The organism is Myxococcus sp. XM-1-1-1 (assembly GCF_020037095.1).
Classification (GTDB): Bacteria; Myxococcota; Myxococcia; order Myxococcales; family Myxococcaceae; genus Myxococcus; species Myxococcus fulvus.
Genome location: NZ_JAIQDH010000001.1, coordinates 124859 through 144305 on the forward strand (window position 1 = coordinate 124859; position 19447 = coordinate 144305).

General features: G+C 72.1%; 15 protein-coding genes. 11 read left to right on the plus strand and 4 right to left on the minus strand.

Translation table 11 applies throughout. The annotated features are described in order from the left end of the window. The first annotated feature begins 134 nt into the window (after window positions 1–134). From K8640_RS00530 to K8640_RS00540, 3 genes are all read left to right on the plus strand, one after another. Window positions 135–827, plus strand: a complete 693-nt coding sequence (locus tag K8640_RS00530; protein ID WP_223745287.1) for a hypothetical protein — start codon at window positions 135–137, stop codon at window positions 825–827. Window positions 828–917: 90 nt separating this feature from the next. Then, complete coding sequence (locus K8640_RS00535) at window positions 918–1748, plus strand: sensor histidine kinase KdpD (RefSeq protein ID WP_223745288.1); 831 nt, start codon at window positions 918–920, stop codon at window positions 1746–1748. 99 nt (window positions 1749–1847) lie between these two features. After that, window positions 1848–3524, plus strand: a complete 1677-nt coding sequence (locus tag K8640_RS00540; RefSeq protein WP_223745289.1) for an ATP-binding protein — start codon at window positions 1848–1850, stop codon at window positions 3522–3524. Here the strand turns inward: K8640_RS00540 and K8640_RS00545 are convergent. Continuing rightward, on the minus strand, window positions 3487–5616 hold the full coding sequence (locus tag K8640_RS00545) for an ATP-binding domain-containing protein (protein ID WP_223745290.1): 2130 nt from the start codon (window positions 5614–5616) through the stop codon (window positions 3487–3489). The genes K8640_RS00540 and K8640_RS00545 overlap by 38 nt on opposite strands. 93 nt (window positions 5617–5709) lie before the next feature. On the opposite strand from K8640_RS00545, the gene K8640_RS00550 reads away from it, so the two are divergent. From K8640_RS00550 to K8640_RS00575, 6 genes are all read left to right on the plus strand, one after another. Further along, entirely contained in the window at window positions 5710–6633 is a 924-nt protein-coding gene (locus K8640_RS00550) for a spermidine synthase (RefSeq protein WP_223745291.1), read from the plus strand. A gap of 99 nt (window positions 6634–6732) precedes the next feature. Next, window positions 6733–7350, plus strand: a complete 618-nt coding sequence (locus tag K8640_RS00555) for a gluconate 2-dehydrogenase subunit 3 family protein (RefSeq protein ID WP_223745292.1) — start codon at window positions 6733–6735, stop codon at window positions 7348–7350. After that, on the plus strand, window positions 7347–8909 hold the full coding sequence (locus tag K8640_RS00560) for a GMC family oxidoreductase (protein WP_223745293.1): 1563 nt from the start codon (window positions 7347–7349) through the stop codon (window positions 8907–8909). The genes K8640_RS00555 and K8640_RS00560 overlap by 4 nt, the downstream gene beginning before the upstream one ends. 166 nt (window positions 8910–9075) lie before the next feature. After that, on the plus strand, window positions 9076–11787 hold the full coding sequence (locus K8640_RS00565) for a pitrilysin family protein (protein ID WP_223745294.1): 2712 nt from the start codon (window positions 9076–9078) through the stop codon (window positions 11785–11787). Window positions 11788–11909: 122 nt separating this feature from the next. Next, the gene (locus tag K8640_RS00570; protein WP_223745295.1) at window positions 11910–12791 is read left to right on the plus strand and encodes a neutral zinc metallopeptidase; all 882 of its coding nucleotides are present in this window, start codon (window positions 11910–11912) and stop codon (window positions 12789–12791) included. Window positions 12792–12888: 97 nt separating this feature from the next. Further along, the gene (locus K8640_RS00575) at window positions 12889–13803 is read left to right on the plus strand and encodes a hypothetical protein (RefSeq protein WP_223745296.1); all 915 of its coding nucleotides are present in this window, start codon (window positions 12889–12891) and stop codon (window positions 13801–13803) included. Window positions 13804–13819: 16 nt separating this feature from the next. Here the strand turns inward: K8640_RS00575 and K8640_RS00580 are convergent, their stop codons facing one another. Genes K8640_RS00580 through K8640_RS00590 form a run of 3 tightly spaced genes read right to left on the minus strand, consistent with a single transcriptional unit; the run spans window position 13820 to window position 18178 of the window. Further along, complete coding sequence (locus K8640_RS00580) at window positions 13820–14155, minus strand: hypothetical protein (RefSeq protein ID WP_223745297.1); 336 nt, start codon at window positions 14153–14155, stop codon at window positions 13820–13822. Window positions 14156–14178: 23 nt separating this feature from the next. After that, a complete protein-coding gene (locus tag K8640_RS00585; RefSeq protein ID WP_223745298.1) occupies window positions 14179–17736 on the minus strand; it encodes a VIT domain-containing protein in 3558 nt (1185 codons plus the stop codon). 58 nt (window positions 17737–17794) lie between these two features. Then, on the minus strand, window positions 17795–18178 hold the full coding sequence (locus K8640_RS00590) for a hypothetical protein (RefSeq protein ID WP_223745299.1): 384 nt from the start codon (window positions 18176–18178) through the stop codon (window positions 17795–17797). A 97-nt stretch (window positions 18179–18275) separates the two neighbouring features. Here K8640_RS00590 and K8640_RS00595 point away from each other — a divergent pair, with 97 nt between their 5' ends. Together K8640_RS00595 and K8640_RS00600 are read left to right on the plus strand one after the other, a co-directional pair. Beyond that, complete coding sequence (locus tag K8640_RS00595) at window positions 18276–18464, plus strand: hypothetical protein (RefSeq protein WP_141332274.1); 189 nt, start codon at window positions 18276–18278, stop codon at window positions 18462–18464. A 534-nt stretch (window positions 18465–18998) separates the two neighbouring features. After that, complete coding sequence (locus tag K8640_RS00600; RefSeq protein WP_223745300.1) at window positions 18999–19424, plus strand: ATP-dependent DNA helicase; 426 nt, start codon at window positions 18999–19001, stop codon at window positions 19422–19424. Window positions 19425–19447 lie beyond the last annotated feature (23 nt).

Consider the following 19447-nt stretch of genomic DNA (forward strand, 5'->3'; position numbering starts at 1 on the left):
TATAGCCCACGTTGACACCCGAGTCAGTCTTGAATGTGTTGTTTCATGTTTCGAGCATCCGCCTGGTTTGTGATGCATTGCGGCATGACAAGCGTTGGTTGCCATGTGTGCGAGGTGCGCGGTATTCGGGCGTCATGTCCGACAAAGCGGGGTCGAAGCGGATGGGCTGGCTGGCGGGGCTCGCGGGGGGGGCGCTGGTGGCCGCGCTCGTGTTCTCCCTCTGGGAAGAGGCGCCTTTGCCTCCGCCCGAGCCGGAAGCCCCCGTCGCCGCGCCCACCCCTCCGCCCGCGCCGCCCACCCCCGCGCCGGAGCCGGTGAAGCCGCCAGGAATGACAAGCAGCGTCATTCCCCCGGCGCTCCAGGCCCCCGAGCCGGAGGATGAGCAGCCCAAGCCCTATCCCCTGGATTTGGAGGCGCTGCGCGCGAGGCTGCCCGACAACCTGTACTGGGAGCTGGGCGCGCCGACGAAGGACCCGGAGCTCATCCGCAAGCGCGAGGAGGAGACGCGGCGGTGGAACGAGCTCTTCGGCCGCGTGCAGGCGGGTGACGCCACGGAGGCGGAAATCCAGCAGTACTACGAACGACGACGCAAGGTGTCAGAGGACATGTTGCTCTTCGCCACGACGGTGCTGGAGGAGCAGGGGGACGAGCTGCCGGACCGCGACCGGGGCCTGTACGAGCTGAGCATCAACATGCACCGCACCCGGCTGTCGGAGTACCCGCGCCAGGAGGCCGACGCGCTCGCCCACCGCCGCGCGCAGGAGGCGCGTCGCCAGCAGTGGCGCCAGCAACAGCAGCAGCAGCAGGGGGAGCAGACGCCTCCCTGACGCGGGCGTGTTGGGTAGTGGAAGCTTGCGGGCTGGCGCGTGCGGGGGGCGGATTGGAGCCATGGCCCCCCTGGCGCTAGGACTTGGCGCATGGCGGTGGAGACGAGTCGGACGGGAGCGCCCGGCGCGGGCGAGCCCGAGGCGGGCTCTCCGGAGCAGGTGCACCGGTCCGCGGGGGAGCTGGAGGAGCGCGTGGCGGAGCGCACGGCGGCGCTGGAGGCCGCGCTGCGGGTTCGCGACGAGTTCCTGTCCGTGGCCTCGCACGAGCTGCGCGCGCCGCTGACCTCGCTGCGGCTCTACGTGGACGGGCTGGTGCGCTCCGCGCAGGTGGGGGCGCTCACGCCCGACGACGTGCCCCGGAGGCTGGGGCGTGTCCAGGACCAGTGCCGCCGGTTGGACCGGCTCATCGCCACGCTGCTGGACGTGTCGCAATTGTCCACGCAGCGGCCCGTGTTGGATTTGGAGGAGGTGGACCTGGGCGCGCTGGTGCGCGGCACGGTGGAGCGCATGGAGGAGGACGTGCGGCGGGCGGGCTGTGACTTGTACGTGCGGGCCCCGCCGGGCGTGGTGGGCGCGTGGGATCGCACGCGGGTGGAGCAGGTCTTCACCAACCTGCTCACCAATGCCCTCAGGCACGCGGCGGGGACGCCCATCGAGGTGGTGCTCACCACGGAGGGCGGCTTCGCGCTCCTGTGGGTGCGCGACGGGGGCCCGGGCATCCGCGAGGAGGACCAGGCGCGGCTGTTCCAGCGCTTCACCCGACTGGACTCGCGGCGGCCGGGCTTCGGTCTGGGGCTCTGGATTTCCCGGCAGTTGGTGGAGCTTCACGGAGGGCGCGTGTCCGTGGAGAGCACGCCGGGCAAGGGGGCTTGTTTCAGCGTCCGCCTGCCGCTTCCCGCGCCGCCCTTGGACAGGCCCTGAAACTTGCACTCCGGGGCCTTGGAGTGTTGTCTGACGAGCAGACGCGTGGGAGGAGCCGGTGGGCCGGGACGAGGGAAGTGTTAAGCGGGAGCAGGGGCCTTGACCCGCATCCGCACCGAGCGCGTGGAACACCATTTGACCGCAGAGGGGCCTGCCAGCGACGACACCGCCCTGTGGGACCAGTTCCCGGAGAGCGTCGCCATCTGTTCCCTGGAAGGGGTGTGCCTCTACGCCAACCCGGCGCTGGAGCGCGCCTTCGGTGGCCGGCGCGAGGAGCTCTTCGGCCGCATGCCCTGGGAGGCGTACCCGGAGGTGCTGCGCGAGCAGCTCCAGGAGCGCTTCCACCGGGTGGCGGCCACGGGCGAGCCGGAGGAGTTCGAGTGGCACTTCGCGAGCCGTGAGCGCTGGTTCGTGCTGCGCCTGTTCCGGGGCCGGGGCCGCGTCTACGTCTTCTCGCGGGAGAACACGTCGGAGAAGAAGCAGGAGGCCATCCTCCGCGGGCTCTACGACGAGACGCGCCGGGCGCAGCGGCACGCGGCCTTCCTGGCGCAGGCCAGCGAGGTGCTCACCTCGTCGCTGGAGCACGACGAAATCCTCCAGCGCCTCACGCACCTGGCCGTGCCGCCGCTGGCGGACGGGTGCAGCGTGGACGTGCCCATGCCGGACGGGAGCGTGCGGCGGGTGGCCATGGCGCACGTGCGGCCGGAGATGGTGGAGGCCACCCGCGCGTACCACGCGCGCTACCCCATCCTGATGGACGCGCCCCACGGCGTGGGCAAGGTGCTGCGCACGGGCACCACGGAGTACGTGGCGGAGCTGCGGCCGGAAATCGTTGCGCGGGCGTTCCAGGACGAAGCGCACGGGCGGGCCACGCTGGCCCTGGGCATGTCGGCGTACATCATCGTTCCGTTGATGAGCCGGGGGCGGGTGCTGGGCGCGCTCTCGCTGGTGAACACGGAGAAGGGCCGGCGCTACACGCAGGCGGACGTGCGGCTGGCGGAGGACCTGGCCCGGCGCGCGGCCACGTCGCTGGACAACGGCCGGCTCTACACGGAGGCGCACGAGGCGGTGCGGGCGCGCGACTCGTTCCTGTCCGTGGCCTCGCACGAGCTGAACACGCCGCTCACCTCGCTGACCCTCAACGTGCAGGCGCTCCGGCGGCAACTGGAGGCGCACCCGGCGAGCGTCGGGGACGTGGCGTCCGAGTCCATCTCCAGCAAGGTGCTGTCCGTGCAGCGGCAGCTGTCGCGCATGTCCGGGCTGGTGCGGGAGCTGCTGGACGTCTCGCGAATCACGGCGGGCAAGCTGCGGCTGGAGCGCGAGGAGATGGACCTGGCGGCGCTCGTGCGAGAGCTGGTGCCGCGCTACGCGGAGGAGCTGGCCCGGGCGGGGTGCGCGCTCCGGCTGGAGACGCCTCCGACGGCGACGGGATGGTGGGACAAGCTGCGCGTGGAGCAGGTCATCCAGAACCTGCTGTCCAACGCCATCAAGTATGGCCGGGGCCGCCCCATCGACGTGCAGGTGGGCGTGGACGAGCAGCGCGCCTGGCTGCTCGTGCGCGACGAGGGCGTGGGCATCGCGGTGGAGGCGCAGTCGCGGCTGTTCCAGCGCTTCGAGCGGCTCGCCAGCGAGCGCCACTACGGCGGGCTGGGGCTGGGCCTCTGGATCGTCCGGCAGATCGTCGACGCCATGGACGGCCGCATCCTGGTGCGCAGCGCGGCCGGCCAGGGCTCCACCTTCACCGTGGAGCTGCCGCGTCGACCTCCCGCGGGATGAGGTGCGAGCGCGCGCCCGACGACACCACCCAGAGCTGGTGGGACGTGCGGGTGATGGCCACGTGCAGGCGGCGGCGCGTCTCGTCGTCCACGGGCCAGGCCCTGGCGGTGACGTCCGGGAGGATGACGTAGTCGAACTCCAGGCCCTTCACGCTGCCCACGTCCGTGACGTCCACGCCGGGCTCGAAGGAGAACTCCCCGTCCTTCACCCGGCGCGCCCAGGACTGGTCCGCGACGACGCGGTACACGGCGTCCGCGGACTCGGGGCTGCTGGCGATGACGCCCACCGACGCGTGGGGCTCGCGCGCGACGAGGTCCCTCAAGGCCTCGCCGATGAAGAGCTGCGCCTGGGCCTCCACGGGGAAGTGGTGGAAGCCCACCGGCGCGCCCGGGCGCTGGGGCCGCGACGCGGACTCCGCCTTGGCCTGGGTGCCGAGCACGCGCCGGGCCAGCTCCACCACGGGCGCGGGGCAGCGATAGGAGACCTGCAGCCGGCACGTAGCGGCGTCGCGGATGCCCAGCTCGTCCAGCGCCTCCGGCCAGCCCGCGAAGCCCGCGTCCGTCTGCTGCAGCTCGTCGCCCGCGAGCGTGCAGCTCCTGCCCTTGCCCAGCAGCCGCCGCACCACGAACAGCTCGAACAGGGAGAAGTCCTCCGCCTCGTCGAGGACGACGTGGGCCAGGCGCTCCAGGCCGAGCGGGCCCTGCTGGGCCTTGAGGAACATGAGGATGGGCAGGTCCTCCAGGTCCACCGTGCCCGCGAGCGCGTAGGGCGTGTCCTCCTCGATGGCCTTGCCGTCCACGGTGATGAGCCGGTCCGGGTCCGTGATGTCCTTGAGCTCCTTCGACAGCGGCGTGGAGCGCTGCAGGCGCGTGTGCTCGAGCACCTCGTCGATGGCGGTGAAGGGCAGCTCGCCCTTCGCCGCGCGCACCACCTCCTCCAGGAAGCGCCGGTCCAGGTAGGCGTCCGCGAGCCTGCGGTGCAGTCGCTCCAGCGTGGTGCCCGCCTCCGTCTTCGGCGCGCCGATGCGCGCCAGCAGCGCGCGGCGCAGGGCGGGGTGGCGCTTGAGGCGCGCGGCCAGGGGCGGGGTCTCCGGGCTCAGCTTGATGCCCGGCAGGTCGAACGCCGAGCGCGCCGCGGCCAGCAGCCACGCGTCCCGCGTCTCCACCGTGACGCGCCCCAGGCCCAGCGGCGCCAACAGCCGCCGCGACAGCCGCGCCAGGCCCTCCTCGGGGACGATGAGCTTCATGCGCGACTGCGGGAAGCGCTCCGCGTCGTCGAAGGCGATCTTCGCCAGCCGGTGCAGCGCCACCGTCGTCTTGCCGCTGCCCGCGCTGCCCAGCACCAGCAGGGGCTGGCCCGCCTCCACCGTGACGGCCTCGTACTGCTCGGCGTCCAGCAGCGCCGTGACGCCGAAGACATCCTCGACGCGCCGGGCGCCCTTGCCGGTGCCCAGGGCGCCGGGACGTGCCGCCGTGCCCGCGCCTCCCGCCTGGAGCGAGGTGAAGTCGCGCCCCACCGAGCGCCACGCGCCGTCCGCGGCGCGCTCCAGCACCCGCGCGCCGGAGATGATGCGCGTGAGCACGCCCTTCTCGATGACGACGAGCCGGCGCACCTCGACGGTGCCCTCGGACAGCCGCTCACCGAACTGCTCCTCGAACGCGTCGCCCTCCTCGTACGAATAGAAGACGCGGGCGATGGGGGCGAAGCGCCAGTCGATGACCCGCACGCCCGCGCCCACGTCCGCGAAGGTGGTGCGCCCGAGCAGGTAGTCGCGCGGTCCCGCCTCGCCGACGAGCCGCAGGTGCGCGAAGTAGGGCGCCTGGGCGTCGGGCAGGTTCGCGGACTCCTGCCGGTCCAGCAGGGCGCGCGTCTGGTCCATCTGGAAGAACAGGTGGGGCAGGTCCGCTTCGGCGGCGGTGGCCGCGTCCTCGCGCAGGGCCTGGAGCTGCGCGACGAGCAGGCGGTTCTCCTGCGTGCGTCCGGCCTTCTGCCGCGCCGCCTCGAGCGCCTGTTGGACGCGCGACAGGAGCGCCTCCTCCTCGGCGATGAGGGCCTGGTCGGCTTCGGCGAGAGCGTGCGGGGCGTGCGTCATGGGCGGCAAGGTGAACCTGGGGGTACTGGCGCGTCAACCCGTTGGTTTTCCTGACGGAAGTGCTACTTTGAATCGTGAGAGCAAGGAGCGGGCATGCGGCGGTTCACCCCTCGGCTGGTGCTGCTGGTGCTGGCCTTCCTGTCGTGCTCGTCCTCCAGTCCGCGCACGGAGCTGCACCGCGGCCAGTCACCCTTCACGCTCATCACCGTGACGGAGGACCGGGAGGGCCGGCGCTATCTCCAGTTCGACGACTCCGGCGCGCTGCAGAGCGTGGTGTGGCCCGGGCAGCCGAAGAAGCTGGAGCTGGCGTACACGCGCGTGTCCATGGTGGCGCTGGCCTTCGTGCCCAAGCCCCAGCGCGTGCTCGTGGTGGGACTGGGCGGCGGCGCGATGCCCATGTTCCTGCGCGCGGTGCTGCCCGAGGCGCATATCGACGTGGTGGACATCGACCCGGACGTGGTGGACGTGGCCAGGCGCTTCTTCGGCTTCCGTGAGGACGCGCGCCTGAAGGCCCACGTGGCGGACGGCCGGACCTTCATCGAGGCGAAGCGGCCTGCGTACGACCTCATCTTCCTGGACGCCTACGGCCCCGACAGCATCCCCGAGCACCTGGGCACCGTGGAGTTCCTCGCCGCCGTGCGGGCGAGGCTGACGGCGCGTGGCGCGGTGGTGGGCAACGTCTGGGAATACCCGCCCAACCCCCTGTTCCCCTCCATGCTCCGCACGTGGCAGGCGGGCTTCACCCAGCTCTACACCTTCGAGGTGGCCAACGCCGCCAATCGCATCTTCGTGGGCGTGCCCTACCCGGAGAAGCAGACGCGTCAGGCATTGGAGACGATTGCCAACAAGGTCGAGAAGGCGCAGGGCGTGCCCTTCGACCTGAGCGCATTGGTGGTGGAAGGTTATGCCGACGCCACCACGCGCAAGGAATTGACGGGGCAGGTGTTGAGGGATGCGCCCGCTCCCGCCGCTCCGCCGCCTGCTCCTGAGTCGAAGCCTTCGCCTCCCGCGCCGTGACCCCTGGGACACGTGAGTGATTGCGTCGCGGCGGGGGCCGCGCGCTAGAGTCCCGTCCGTCTCGTCACGCCCCTGTACCCGTGTCGTCCCGGAGGATGAATGTCCCCGTCTCCTGTGGGGCCGCCCTCGTTGTCGCGCCGAGGGTTGCTCAAGCGAGGGTTGTTCGGAGGCGCGCTGCTCGCGCTGGGGGGCGGCGGTTTCCTGTGGACGCGTGAGGGATTGTCATTGCCCCTTCCGCCCGAGGGCCTGAAGGTGCTCGGCGCGCGCGAGTCCGCCACGCTCCAGGCCATGGCCCGCCGCGCCTTCCAACCGCGAGACGGCTGGCCGGACGCGGACACGGTGCGCGTGGCCTTCCTGGTGGATGGGCTGCTGGCGGGGTTGGACCCGGCCGTCGCGAACGAGGTGAAGGCGGTGGTGGGTCTGTTCGACAACGCGCTCGCGGGGCTGCTCTTCACCGGACGCGTCACGCCGTTCTCGCGGCTCGGTCCCGAGGCGCAGGATGCCGTGCTCGAGTCCTGGAGGACGTCGCGGCTGGTGTTCCGCCGCGGTGGCTACCACGCGCTGCGCGGGCTCCTTTACGCCGCCTACTACTCGCACCCGGCCGCCATGGCCGCCACGGGCTACGCGGCGCCGGAGGGCTTCCACGTCGCGGACGCGCCGGTGTGGCGTGGGCCCGAGGATGGACCCTTCGCGGGCTCGGGAGGGGGCACGCCATGACGGGACGCATCCGGACGGGAGCTGAGCTGACCGGGGACCAGGCGCTCACGTGTGATGTCTGCGTGGTGGGCAGCGGCGCGGGCGGCGGAGTGCTCGGGTTGGAGTTGGCCCGGCGCGGGCTGGACGTGGTGATGCTGGAGGAGGGCGGCTACCACACCCGTCGCGACTTCGACCTGAAGGAGGCCAAGGCCTACGCGACCTTCTACCAGGAGGGTGGCAACCGGGCGACGGACGACCTGTCCATCGGCATCTACCAGGGGCGCACCGTGGGCGGCGGCACCGCCGTCAACTGGTGCGCATGCTTCCGCACGCCGCCCGAGATTCTGGAGCACTGGCGCGACGCGCACGGCGTGAAGGGCCTGGACGCGGCCACGCTCGCGCCGCACTGGGACTGGCTGGAGGATCGGCTGAACATCCGTGACTGGCCCATCGAGCAGGCCAATCGCAACAACCGCATCCTCTGGGACGGGCTGGGCGCGCTCGGGTATGGCCGAGGCACGGTGAAGCGCAACGTGCGCGCGTGCGCGTCGCTGGGCGCGTGTGGACTGGGCTGTCCCACGGACGCCAAGCAGTCCACGCTGGTGACGCTCATCCCGGAGGCGGTGGAGCGGGGCATGCGGCTGTACGCCAACGTCAGCGCGCGGCGACTGGAGACGAACGGCGGCCGGGTGACGGCCGTGCACGGGGACATCCTCGACCCGAGGACGAACCGGCCCACGGGCAGGCGGCTCACCGTGAAGGCGAAGGTGACGGCGGTGTGCGGTGGGGCCATCAACTCGCCGGGCCTGCTGCTGCGCAGCGGGCTCACCGGACGAGGACGGGTGGGCAAGCGGTTGTTCCTGCATCCGGTGGTCGTGTCCAACGCGCGCTTCCGCGAGCGCGTGGAGGCGTACTCGGGCGCGCCGCTCACCGTGTACTCGCGGCAGTTCATCGACCGGGGGCAGGGGCGGATGGGGTGGCTCCTGGAGGTCCCCCCGCTGTTGCCGCTCCTGAGCGCGGTGGCGCTCAACGGCTTCGGCGCGGGGCACCAGGACTTGATGGCGGGCCTGCCCCACGCCAACGCGCTCATCTCCATCTGCCTGGATGGCGTCCAGCCCGGGGACGAGGGCGGCACCGTGGCCCTGCGCGGCGCGGGCGAGTACTCGCGCTTCAAGGTGGACTATCCCCTCACGGCGCTGCACTGGGAGGCCTTCCGAGAGGCGCTCAAGGTCGCCGCGCGCATCCAGTTCGCCGCCGGGGCGGAGGTGGTGCTCAGCCCGCACTCGAAGCCGGTGGTGATGCGGAGCGAGCAGGACATCCCGCTGCTCGATGACGCGCCCTACGCCCCGCTCGAGTGCTCGGTGCTCAGCGCCCACCAGATGGGAGGGTGCGCCATGGGGGGGAGCCCCGAGACGAGCGTGGTGGACAGCACGCTGCGCTACTGGGACTGTGACAACCTCTTCGTCGTGGATGGCTCGGTCTTCCCCACCGCGCTGGGCGTCAACCCGATGGAGAGCATCCTCGGCGTCGCGCATTGGGGCAGCCAGCACGTCGCCGCCGCGGTGAGTGGCTCCGCGTGACAGTGATTCCAGACCGGGCGCTGATGGCGCTCCAGGCTGCCTTTGGTCTATGGACCTGGGGCTGGCGCCCGGAGGGGGCGCGGTGTGTCCGTCCCGCAGTCGCGCGAGTCCGCTTCATATGAGCTCACAAATCCAGGTTGGGAATCCTCCGCGTGGGCGGAGGGTGGTGTCGGCTGTCGTGGGGGTGCTCTGCGTCGTGCTGGGCGCGTGCTCCACGCTGCCGCAGCGCGGACAGGTGGTGATGCGGGACGTGTCCTTCCCGCTGCGCGACTTCCGCATGCCGTCGGGGCTTCGCGTGGTGGTGGAGCAGGACCCGCGAGCGCCCGTGGTGGCGATGGTGGCCCTGGTGGGCGTGGGCGGCTCCGGCGACCCGATGGGCAAGGAGGGCCTGGCGCACGTGGTGGAGCACCTGGCCTTCCGCGCGCGCCATGGGGGAAGCCCCTCGGTGTCGACCCGGCTGGAGGACGCGGCGGCCGGCTATTCGAATGCCTTCACCAGCATGGACCACACCGTGTACCAGACGGTGGCGCCCAAGGAGTCGCTGGACCTGCTCGTGAAGATGGAGGGGCAGCGGCTGTCCGCGCCCCTCTCGGGCCTCACACCCGAGATGTTCGCGGTGGAGCGGGAGGTGGTGCGCAACGAGCTGCGCCAGCGCAACGAGACGGGCTTCGTGGGCCAGGTCTTCAGCTGGGTGCACGCGTCCGTCTATGCACCGGAGCACCCGTACTCGCGCCCCGTCATCGGCACGCATGAGTCGCTGACGGCCCTGTCGCTGGCGGATGCGCAGCGCTTCACGCGCGCCCACTACCGGCCGGACAACACGACGCTGGTCATCGCCGGAGACGTGGACCTGGCGAGGGTGGAGGCGGTGCTGCTCGACAACCTCCCCCCGGAGTGGGTGGGCACCGGGGCCCCGCTGGCGGTGGACTCGCGCATGCCCCCCGTGTCCGAGCCGCCCCTGCGCGCCGCGCCCGCGCAGATGCCCGAGTACCAGGCCGCCGTCGGCTCTCCGGAGCTGTACATCTCCTGGGTGCTGCCGCGCTCCTTCGACGAGGCGAGCGCCATCCACGACTTCGTGCGGGTGAACCTGGGCCGCAGCCTGGGGGGCTCCATGCGGCGGGACGGTGACATCGCCGGGTTCTCCACGATGCTGCTGCCCGGCACGCGCGCGTCGCTGCTGGTGGTGAGGGTGGTGCTCACCCAGGGCAGCCACCCTCGCAGGTCCGCGGACAACATGCTGGACGAGGTCCAGTGGACGTGGAGCCAGGAGGCCGGCCAGGCGGGGGCGGTGCTCGGCCGCGAGTACGACTTCCAGGCCCTGCGCCGTAACGTCATCACCGGCATGGTGCTGGAGTCCGAGGAGCTGCTGTCGCGCACCGTGCGCCGGGCGGAGCTGACGCACTTCATGTTGGATGCGCGCGGGTACACGCGCTCTCAGCGGGCGCTGATGACGCTCGACGGCGGCAAGGTGACGGACTTCGCCTACAAGTGGCTCCAGCGCGAGCGCGCGCGCGTCATCCTCGTGCGGCCCGGTGAGTCGGGCGGCGCGGTGGTGGCCGCGCCCGTGGCGCTGCCGGAGGAGCCGCCCGCGAGCGCCCGCTCCGAGCGCGTCGCCCAGGCGGCCCAGGCCGCGCTGTCCGCGCCGGTGCGGACGCTGAAGCTCGACAACGGGATGGAGGTGCTGCTCGCGCCCCGGCCGGGCCTGCCCGTGGTGCGCGTGGGCGCGGTGCTGGGCGGAGGGCGCACGTACGGGCCCAAGGCGGGCGTGGCGGAGATGGCGGAGTATGGCTCCTTCCGCGAGTCCTGGTTCGAGGGCAACGCGAGCCACTGGGGTCTGCACGTCCACGGCGGCATGCACCGGGACCACCAGCGCTTCGAGGTGGCCGGGACGTCCGGCAACGTCGGCAACATGCTCGCGATGCTGGCCGAGCAGCTCTCCTCCACGCGGACCTCGTATGACGCGTGGCGGTTCCTCCAGGAGCAGCTGGTGCCGTGGCGCAAGACGTTGGACTCCCACCCGGAGGAGCGCGCGCAGCGGGACCTGATGCAGCTGCTCTACGAGCCGCACCCCTACTCGCGCCACGCCACGGGCGAGGAGCTGTCCCGCGTGTCGGAGGAGGACATGACCGCCTGGATCCGCGACGTCTACCGTCCGGCCAACACGGTGGTGGTCATCGCGGGTGAGTTCGACGTGGCGACGGTGGAGCCGCTGGTGCGCGAGTACCTGGGCGGCTGGAAGCACGGGCCGGCCTCGCCGGTGGAGGTGCCCGCCGCGCCGGGGCTGCCGTCGCCCGCCGCGAAGCCCCGGACGCTCGTGACGTCCCGCCCCGGCGCGACGCAGGGCCACCTGCAGCTGGCGTGTCGGCTGCCCACGGCCACGCCGGAGGCGGCGGCGCGCTACGACGTGATGGCGGAGCTGGTGGGCCGGCGCATCTTCGACCAGGTGCGCGCGCGCCAGGGCGCGTCGTATGGCTTCAGCGCCAGCACCTGGCTGGGACGCGGTGGCGCCTCGCACCTGCTGGTGGAGGGACTGGTGGACGCGCAGCGCATGGCGGAGGGCGCGAAGGCCGTGCAGGACACGCTCGCGTCGTTCGCCCAGGGCGTGGACGAGGCGGAGCTGGCGCGCGCCAGGAAGCGCCTGCTGTCCCGCGACGCGGTGTCGTTCGTCTCCTCGGAGTCGTGGGTCCAGTCGCTCCTGGACGCGCGCGTGCGCGGCTTCCCCGCGGAGTCGCTGGCCCAGCGCCCCGCGCACCTCCAGGCGGTGACGGCCGAGCAGGTGAAGCAGGAGTTCGACGGCTGCGTGAAGCGTCTGGTGGTGGGCGTCGTCGCGGACAAGAGCCGCGTCCTGCCGATGCTCCAGGCCCTGTCGTCACCCTGACGGGCGGCGTGCTCCCTCGCCTGGTGTCCGTCCACCCAGGCGAGGCAGGCGGGGCCCTGCGTCCTCCCGCTCCGACGCTGACTACCTTGCCTGGACAGGAAGACATCCGCGAGGGGGCAGGCATGCGGTGGCAGGGAGGACGTCGCAGCTCCAATGTGGAGGACCGGCGCGGGGCGGGGTTGGGACGCCCGCTCGCGGTGGGCGGCGGGGCGGCGTCGCTGGTGGTGGCGCTGCTGGTGATGCTGCTCGGGGGAGACCCCTCGGTCGTCATCACGCCGAGCGGTGGACGTGGGCCGTCCAGCGACTACGGCACGGGCGGCTCGGGCGTACCCGATGACCCGCGGCAGGCCGAGCTCAAGGACTTCGTCTCCGTCATCCTGGCGGACACGGAGGACACCTGGCCCGGCCTCCTGGAGCCCCACGGCGTCGAGTACGTGGACCCGCGCCTGGTGCTCTTCACCGGCGCGGTGCGCTCGGCCTGCGGGTTCCAGCAGAGCGCGGTGGGGCCCTTCTACTGTCCGCCGGACCAGCGCGTGTACCTGGACCTGGACTTCTTCGACGAGCTGGACCGCCGCTTCGGTGCGCCCGGCGACTTCGCGCAGGCCTACGTGGTGGCGCACGAGGTGGGGCACCACGTGCAGAACCTGCTGGGCATCTCCCGTCAGGTGCAGGCCGCGCGGCAGCGCGCGTCGCCGGAGGATGGCAACGCGCTGTCGGTGCTCCAGGAGCTCCAGGCGGACTGCTTCGCCGGCATCTGGGCGCACCATGCCCAGCGCGAGCGCCAGATTCTGGAGGCGGGTGACGTGGAGGAGGGCCTGGGCGCCGCGTCCGCCATCGGCGACGACACGCTTCAGCGCCGCGCCCAGGGGCACGTCGTCCCCGAGTCGTTCACCCACGGCTCGTCCGCGCAGCGCGTCGAGTGGTTCAAGCGCGGCCTGACGCAGGGCACCCTGGAGGCGTGTGACACCTTCGGGGCCCAATCCGTTCCACGCCGTCGTCGCTGAAGCGCCGCCACGGGGCTGATTGACAATCAGACCCCGGCTCGCGGTTGAATGCCCTCCGCGCGGTGGCCGGTCCGCGTCCATCGACGCGGGAGCGGGCGTGTTCCCAATCAAGACGTTGTGGTGTCTGGGGGTGCTTGCGGGGCTCGTCTGGGCGCCCGCCGCCGAGGCGCGCTTCGGCAAGAAAAACACCCCGAGCGACTCGAAGTCGAGCACGCACGACTCCAGCGCGGACCCGGACACGCACGAGGCCTCGGCCATCGGCACCGAGGACGACGATGACGACGGGAAGAAGCCCCGCTCGCGCGACGCGTTCACCGACGATGACTGTTGCTCGGACGAAGGAGACGACGAATCGGGCGGCATCGTGGCGAGCCTGCTCAGCGGGCTGTTCCAGGGCGCCGCCCGGACCATCGCCAACACGGGGACGCACCTGTCGGAGCGGCTCGACCCGGAGACGTCCCAGCCCCTCCTGGCGGGGCGACGGCACGCGGTGCCGCTGTCCTTCCGGCTGAGCGCGCAGCGACTGGTGATGCTCGACGACGTGCGCGGGGTGGACCTGCTCGCGGGGCTGGAAGGCCAGCGCTTCGGGGTGGAGACCCGCATGATGTGGCTGAAGCAGCCCACGGATGACGGCACGCCGGGCGAGGACGACCTCATGCTCGTGTCGGCGCACCTGACGTATGCCTTCGTGGTGCACGACGCGCTCCGCTTGCGCGCGGAGGGCGGCCTGAGCACGGCCCACGCCCCGGACATCACCCTGGCGGGCCCGAGCGTGGCGCTGTCCTTCGAGGCATGTCTGTTCTCCCCGCTGGACTTCGAGGCGCGCGCGCAGCTGACGCCGCTGCCGTTCCTCCAGGTCGACGCCACGGTGGGCCTGGCCCTGCACCTGGGCAGCCTGATGCTGCGCGGCGGCTGGCGCGGCCTGTACCTGGATGACCTGGGGACTGTGGACGGCGTGGCCCACGTGGACAGGATGCACGGCCCCTACTTCGGCGGCGGCTTCACCTTCTGACGGGGACGGCGGGTCGCTAGCGGTGGCCCCGCATCTTCCACCACAGGATTCCCATGAAGCTCTCCGGAGGAGGCTCCGGAGGTGTCATCGGCTCGTCCTCCTCGCGCGTGCGTCGCGCGGGGGGAGGCGGAGGGCGGTGCACGGTGGGCAGGGGCTCCGGGCTGTGCAGCCCGCGCGAGGCGCGATCCAGCGCCTCGGCGAAGGAGCGTCGGGCCACGTCGTTGGCTTCGACGCGCTGGGGCCCCGAGACGCGCTCGAGGGCGCGGACGCGGAGGATGGCGTCGGCGCCCTCGACGCGGCGCAGGCCTCCGACGCGACCGATGGGGCCTCGGGGTTTGCGATGGTGACTCATGCCGGACCTCGCGGGGGGAGACGTCAGGGTGGGGGCTGGGTGGCGATGGTCGCCGTCTTCCGGGAGATGAACTCCTCGCGGCGCAGCAGCAGCTTCGCATCCTTCTTCGGGAGGATGCGCAGCTGGAAGCGGCGCTGCGTCGGCTCGTCGACGGAGAACACGTTCCTGTCGCTCACCAGCAGCACGGCCGTGGGCACGGCGAGCTTGGGCGCGCGGTGTCCGTAGAAGTGGACCACGACATGATAGGGCCCCGGCACCAGCTTGCGCGCGTGGTACAGCTCCGGCCCCAGTCCATCGGTGATGTCCCAGTAGAGCTGGCCTCCGAGCCGCGTCTGCTTGTGCTGGTAGTAGCAGCGCTCGCCGTCGGGCTCGATGACCCACAGGTCGATGTCCGTCTGGTCCGAGTTCCAGTGGGTGGTGAGCTGATAGCCGATGGGCGCGCGGGAGAAGGCGTCGCTGTACATGCCCGACGTCCCGGGGCTCCCAAGCTCGGCGAGGCGCGCGCGCAGCTCCTGGACGATGGGCTCCGCGCGCGGGTGTCGCGCCAGCGCGGAGAGCATCCGGCCGTAGTGGTACGTCGCGACCAGGCTCAGCTCACCGGGGTGCCGCGGGAAGGGGCGGGCGAGCAGGATTTCGTAGTTGCGCGCGGCCTCGGCGTAGCGGCCGGCGGCGTCCAGCGCGAGCGCCTCTTCCAGGTAGGCCTGTCCCTCGAAGGTGCGGCTGAGCCGCAGGTGCTCGAACAGCTCCGTCGCCGCGGCGTACTGGCCCAGGGCGAGCAGGCCGTAGCCCACCAGTCGCAGCGCCTCCGGGGCCTTGGGGCGCAGCTCCACGGGGGACGAGAGGGCCCGCACGGCGCCTCCGGTGTCACCCGCGAAGGCGCGCTCCCGGGCGATGCCTTCGTACAGCGTCACATCGTCCCGGTTCTCCCGACGCGCCTTGCGGTACGTGAGCTCCGCGGTGAGGCGGGCCTCGCCGCCCGCGTAGGGCTCGTCGCGCAAGGGCTGGCGCGGATGGGTGGGCGCGAGGGCCGCGCGCTGCCGCGTCAGGGCGTCCACCACGGCGCGCCCCGACTTGGGGACGGCGTCCAGGTCCAGCCCCACGAGCGCATCCCGGCGCTGGTCCTGCTCGCGCTTGCGCAGGAGCTCCAGGTCGGTCAGCTCCACGCGCTCGTCGCTCAGGGCGAAGCGCGTGTACTCGGCCGCCGTCTCGAGCACGAGCATGGACGCGCGCGCGTTGGCCAGGTGGTAGTGCTGGCTGAGCGCCACCACCATCCGGTCCAGCCGCACGTCGTCCAGCGAGACGAGTCGGGCGACGAAGAGGTCCGCCCAGGCGCGAGGCGCGAACGCGCTGTTCGTGTCGCGAGGCAGGGGCACCTCGAGCGTCTTCTCCTCCTCGCCCGCGCGGGTGGACACCACGAGCGCCGCGGCCCCGGGCTCCGTCAGCCGCCCGGCCACGAGCAGCTCCTGGCCCGGGAACACCAGGTGCGGGCGGCCCGCGATGACCAGGTCCTTCACCGGCGCGCCCTTCACCTCCACGCGGGAGAGCACGACGGGACTGGCCCGGTGCGCCGTCGCCGCGGCATCCACCTGGGCTCCGGAGAGCACCGACACGCCCCGGCCTCCGCTGGCCCGGGCGAGCGCGTCGAACAGCTCCGTGTTCACCGCGGCCTCACCGAAGCGGTACGTCACCCACCGCAGCGACTCGGCGCTGGTGTGCCGGGAGATGAGCGACTCGACGGTGCTCGGGCCCCACGTGACGTTGCCGTCCGACAGCAGGAGGGCCGTCACGCGCGTGCCGGGCCGGGCGGGCTTGAGCCAGTCAGCGCCGGCACGGTCCAGCTCCGCCATCATCCCGTCCACGTGCGACGCACCCTCCAGGTACACGTGCTCCAGCTCGGAGAACGTCTCCCGACGGCGGGCGGCGTCGTTCGTCCGCCAGCCCGTGCCGTGCAGCCAGCGGGGGCGCACGTCGAAGAGGAGCACCGCGTACTCCTTCAGCGTGGTGTCCTTCTCCAGGAGCGCGCGCAGGGTGGCGGCCTGGAGCGCCCAGGCGTTCCCGTCCTCGGTGGAGAGGGAGGTGTCCACCACCAGGACGGCGCGCCCGGTGGGCGGGCCCTCGGCCGTCGACGTCAGCTTCGCGGGCAGACGGACGCGGGCATGGAAGGCCTGGCCGGGAAGGCCCGCGTCGTCCTTGCCCACGAGCACGTCCGCGTCGGCGTCCTTCGGCGCGAGCGCGACGGACAGCGCTCCGTCACCCTTCAGCTGGGGCCAGTCATGCACCCGCCACGCGCCGAGCATTCGAGCGCTGCCCTTGGCGTCGGGAGCAACGAGCTCCTGCCGCACCTGCGTCGGGTCCACGTGGACGCGCGCGGACACCTGCACGTCCTTGCCCGCGCCGACGGGGAGGGGCCACGTGTAGCGCAGGTGCTGGCCGTCGTGGATGAGCGTCTGCTCGTAGGCGATGACCACGCGCTTGAGCGAGCGGGGCGGCAGCGGGAAGACGCGCGCGCTGAACGTGGAGGCGCCCGCCCACTCGAGCAGCGCGGGGTCGACGTTGTCGCGGACGATGTCCTCGTAGACCTCGCGGGCGCGCTTCTGCTCGACGACGCGGGCCTCCTGCACCTCGCCCCATGAGCGCTTCGCGCCCTTCGGACTGGGAGGCGCGGCGGCGGTGAGGCGCTCCAGGTCGGCGGTGCCGTCGCCCAGCGCGGGCAGCAGGTCCGAGGACTGGAAGAGGGAAGGGGCGTTCACCGCGACGGCGCCCGAGTAGAGCGCGAAGCCCGCGACGGACGCGCCTCCGGGCAGCGGATAGTAGAAGGTGCCTTCGAGCGCGTGGGGCGTGTCGTTCTCGAAGAGGTGGTCCACCACCGTGCGCGCGCGGGCGCCCTGGATGTACGTGACGACGCGAATCGCGCGGGTCTTCAGCGGCTGGTAGCGGCCGGACTCGTCACGCACCAGGACCTTGGCCGCGCGAGGCGCCGCGTCCACCTTGGGCAACACGGGCGTGGGCAGGTTCGTGGGCGGTGGAGCGCCGTCGGCCCGCTCCTTCTTGGAAGGCTCCTGCGTGAGCTCGCCGCCGCCACCGCTGCTCCCGCGGATGACCTGCATGGCTTCACGCGACCGGATGACGGCCTGACGGGCCACGGCGTCCGCTGTTCGCCTTTCGAGGGAGAGGGCTTCCTGGGCCTCTCGGGGCGCGGGTGCGGCGGCGGGAGGCGGGATGGCCGCTCGGAGCGACTGTGGCCTGGGCGGCGCGCCTCCGGGCGCTCCTTCGAGCAGCTCTCCGGTGGTGTCTGGAGGCAAGCCACTCTCGGCCCGCAGGTGGTTCAGCAGGCGCTCCATCGCCTCGTCGTCGAGGAGCGTGGGGTTGGCCAGGGCGTCGCGAAGCTCCGTGACGTCCACCTCACCCGGCTCGATGACACCGGGCACCGTCGCGGGCGCGGTGAGGCCCGCCTTGGCGAAGCTATCGGGAGTCGGCGCGGGCTGGGGAGCCGAGGGCGGGGCCGTGGAGGCCTTGCGCTCACAACCCACCATGGCGAGGCACAGCAACAGGGCGGCGGCCGACAGTCGCGAGACGCGCATGTCGGGGGACGTTAGCCCAACACCGTGTCACGCGTGGAGGACGCCCTCCGGACGGGTGTCAGTCGAGATACCCCCAGCGGTCCTCCTCGAAGACGTAGTAGGGGCGGCCGAAGGGAAGCCGGTCCGTCCAGCCGAGCACGTGGCGCTGCTGCGTCACGTCATAGGTGAAGCCGAAGTGCGGGCCGTCGAACTTCGCCCGGGGCAGCTCGGGCAGCAGGTCGGGGACGAGCTCGGACAGCGCCTCGGGGAGCCGGCCACGTCGCGCCTCGAACTCGCGACACGCGGCGATGAGCCGCTCGGCGTTCTGCTGGGCCCGCTCGCTCCCCGCGCGGTCGGGCCGCAGGGTGACGTACACCGTCGCCGCCAGGGAGACGGTGTTCTGGACGAGCCGCGAGGCGTGGTCCTTCCACTGTCGCAAGGTGCTTCCCAGGTGTGTGCCCATGCCGCCGCCTCCGCTGTGCCGCGCATCATCGCCCGGCGCGCCGTCTTCGTGCGCGGCACTGCCTATCTTTTTCGCGAGGACGACCCAGGAGGACGTGATGCCGGACATCGATGAGCGCCAACGCGCGGGCGACCCCTCGGAGGGCAGGACGGCGCGGGAGACGGGCTACGAGGAGGAGGTGCCCGGGCACACGCCCGGGGTGGCGGAAGGTGACGATGACGAGGCACCCCACCGGGAGCATCCCTTCCCGGACCCGGACAAGACGCCCGGCTGCGCGGAGGGCTGAGCAGCCATTGCCTGCACGATAGGCCCGGTACGGCATCACGTCAGGCGTCTGTCCTGTGTCTTCGCGGCACGAGGTCGCCGAGACTCCGGCGTTTTCGTGCGGGGGGCATGAGGAGTTGAGGCTGAAGCACCTCGGCGCGGTCATCGCGCAACGAGGGCCGACTGCCAGCCACGCGAGGTTGCGGAGGTGCTCAGGCTCCTGCGCGCGCCGGGCGCGAAGGTGCACCGAAGCACCTCGGCGGGCTCCTCGCACGAGGAGGACAGACGGCTGGCGACCCGGTGGTCCTCCGACGCCTCCGTGCGAGATGTGCGGCGATGAGGGCGATGCCTCTCGCGTCGTCCCTCACCGTGAGGAGGTGGATGTATGCGAGGCCGCCGCCAGGACGCAGCGTGGCGTTGTTTCCCATGCCGTCCCGAGTGGCGCCTGGACTCCGTGTGTGCCCTGCCCGGTGCGGGGGACGGAACCTGAATAGACCCGAGGGAGGCGCGTCAGAAGGTACAGAGCGCGGCGCAACCCGCTGCCAAGGAGGTCGTCATGAACAGCAAGCTGATGCGAGTCCTGGTGGTGTGCTCCCTCACGATGGGTTCTCCCGTCCTCGCGCAGTCGGTTCATGGTGCCTCCCCCGTCGCGACGCAGAAGGTGACGGAGTGGGCGGAGGGGCAGCGCAACGTCTCGCGCGCGGACCGTGAGCGTCAGGCCCGACTGGAGCGTGAGCGTGAGGAGCGTGAGCGTCAGGCGCGGTTGGAGCGTGAGCGGCAGGCGCGGTTGGAGCGTGAGCGTCAGGCCCGCGTCGAGCGCGAACGGCAGGCGCGGTTGGAGCGTGAGCGCCAGGCCCGACTGGAGCGCGAGCGTCAGGAGCGTGAGCGTCTGGCCCGGCTGGAGCGTGAGCGTCGGGAGCGCGTCGAGTGCGAGCGCCGCGGGTATGGCTGGTGCGCGTCGAACTCGCCGCGCCGGGGGTAGTCGACCTCGGGTCGAGCTGGATG

Excerpts from the sequence above, each read along its gene's own strand:
- K8640_RS00530 (WP_223745287.1), top strand. The coding sequence starts at position 135 with ATGTCCGACAAAGCGGGGTCGAAGCGGATGGGCTGGCTGGCGGGGCTC.
- K8640_RS00535 (WP_223745288.1), top strand. The coding sequence starts at position 918 with ATGGCGGTGGAGACGAGTCGGACGGGAGCGCCCGGCGCGGGCGAGCCC.
- K8640_RS00545 (WP_223745290.1), bottom strand. The coding sequence starts at position 5,616 with ATGACGCACGCCCCGCACGCTCTCGCCGAAGCCGACCAGGCCCTCATC.
- K8640_RS00550 (WP_223745291.1), top strand. The coding sequence starts at position 5,710 with ATGCGGCGGTTCACCCCTCGGCTGGTGCTGCTGGTGCTGGCCTTCCTG.
- K8640_RS00555 (WP_223745292.1), top strand. The coding sequence starts at position 6,733 with ATGTCCCCGTCTCCTGTGGGGCCGCCCTCGTTGTCGCGCCGAGGGTTG.
- K8640_RS00560 (WP_223745293.1), top strand. The coding sequence starts at position 7,347 with ATGACGGGACGCATCCGGACGGGAGCTGAGCTGACCGGGGACCAGGCG.
- K8640_RS00570 (WP_223745295.1), top strand. The coding sequence starts at position 11,910 with ATGCGGTGGCAGGGAGGACGTCGCAGCTCCAATGTGGAGGACCGGCGC.
- K8640_RS00580 (WP_223745297.1), bottom strand. The coding sequence starts at position 14,155 with ATGAGTCACCATCGCAAACCCCGAGGCCCCATCGGTCGCGTCGGAGGC.
- K8640_RS00585 (WP_223745298.1), bottom strand. The coding sequence starts at position 17,736 with ATGCGCGTCTCGCGACTGTCGGCCGCCGCCCTGTTGCTGTGCCTCGCC.
- K8640_RS00590 (WP_223745299.1), bottom strand. The coding sequence starts at position 18,178 with ATGGGCACACACCTGGGAAGCACCTTGCGACAGTGGAAGGACCACGCC.
- K8640_RS00595 (WP_141332274.1), top strand. The coding sequence starts at position 18,276 with ATGCCGGACATCGATGAGCGCCAACGCGCGGGCGACCCCTCGGAGGGC.
- K8640_RS00600 (WP_223745300.1), top strand. The coding sequence starts at position 18,999 with ATGAACAGCAAGCTGATGCGAGTCCTGGTGGTGTGCTCCCTCACGATG.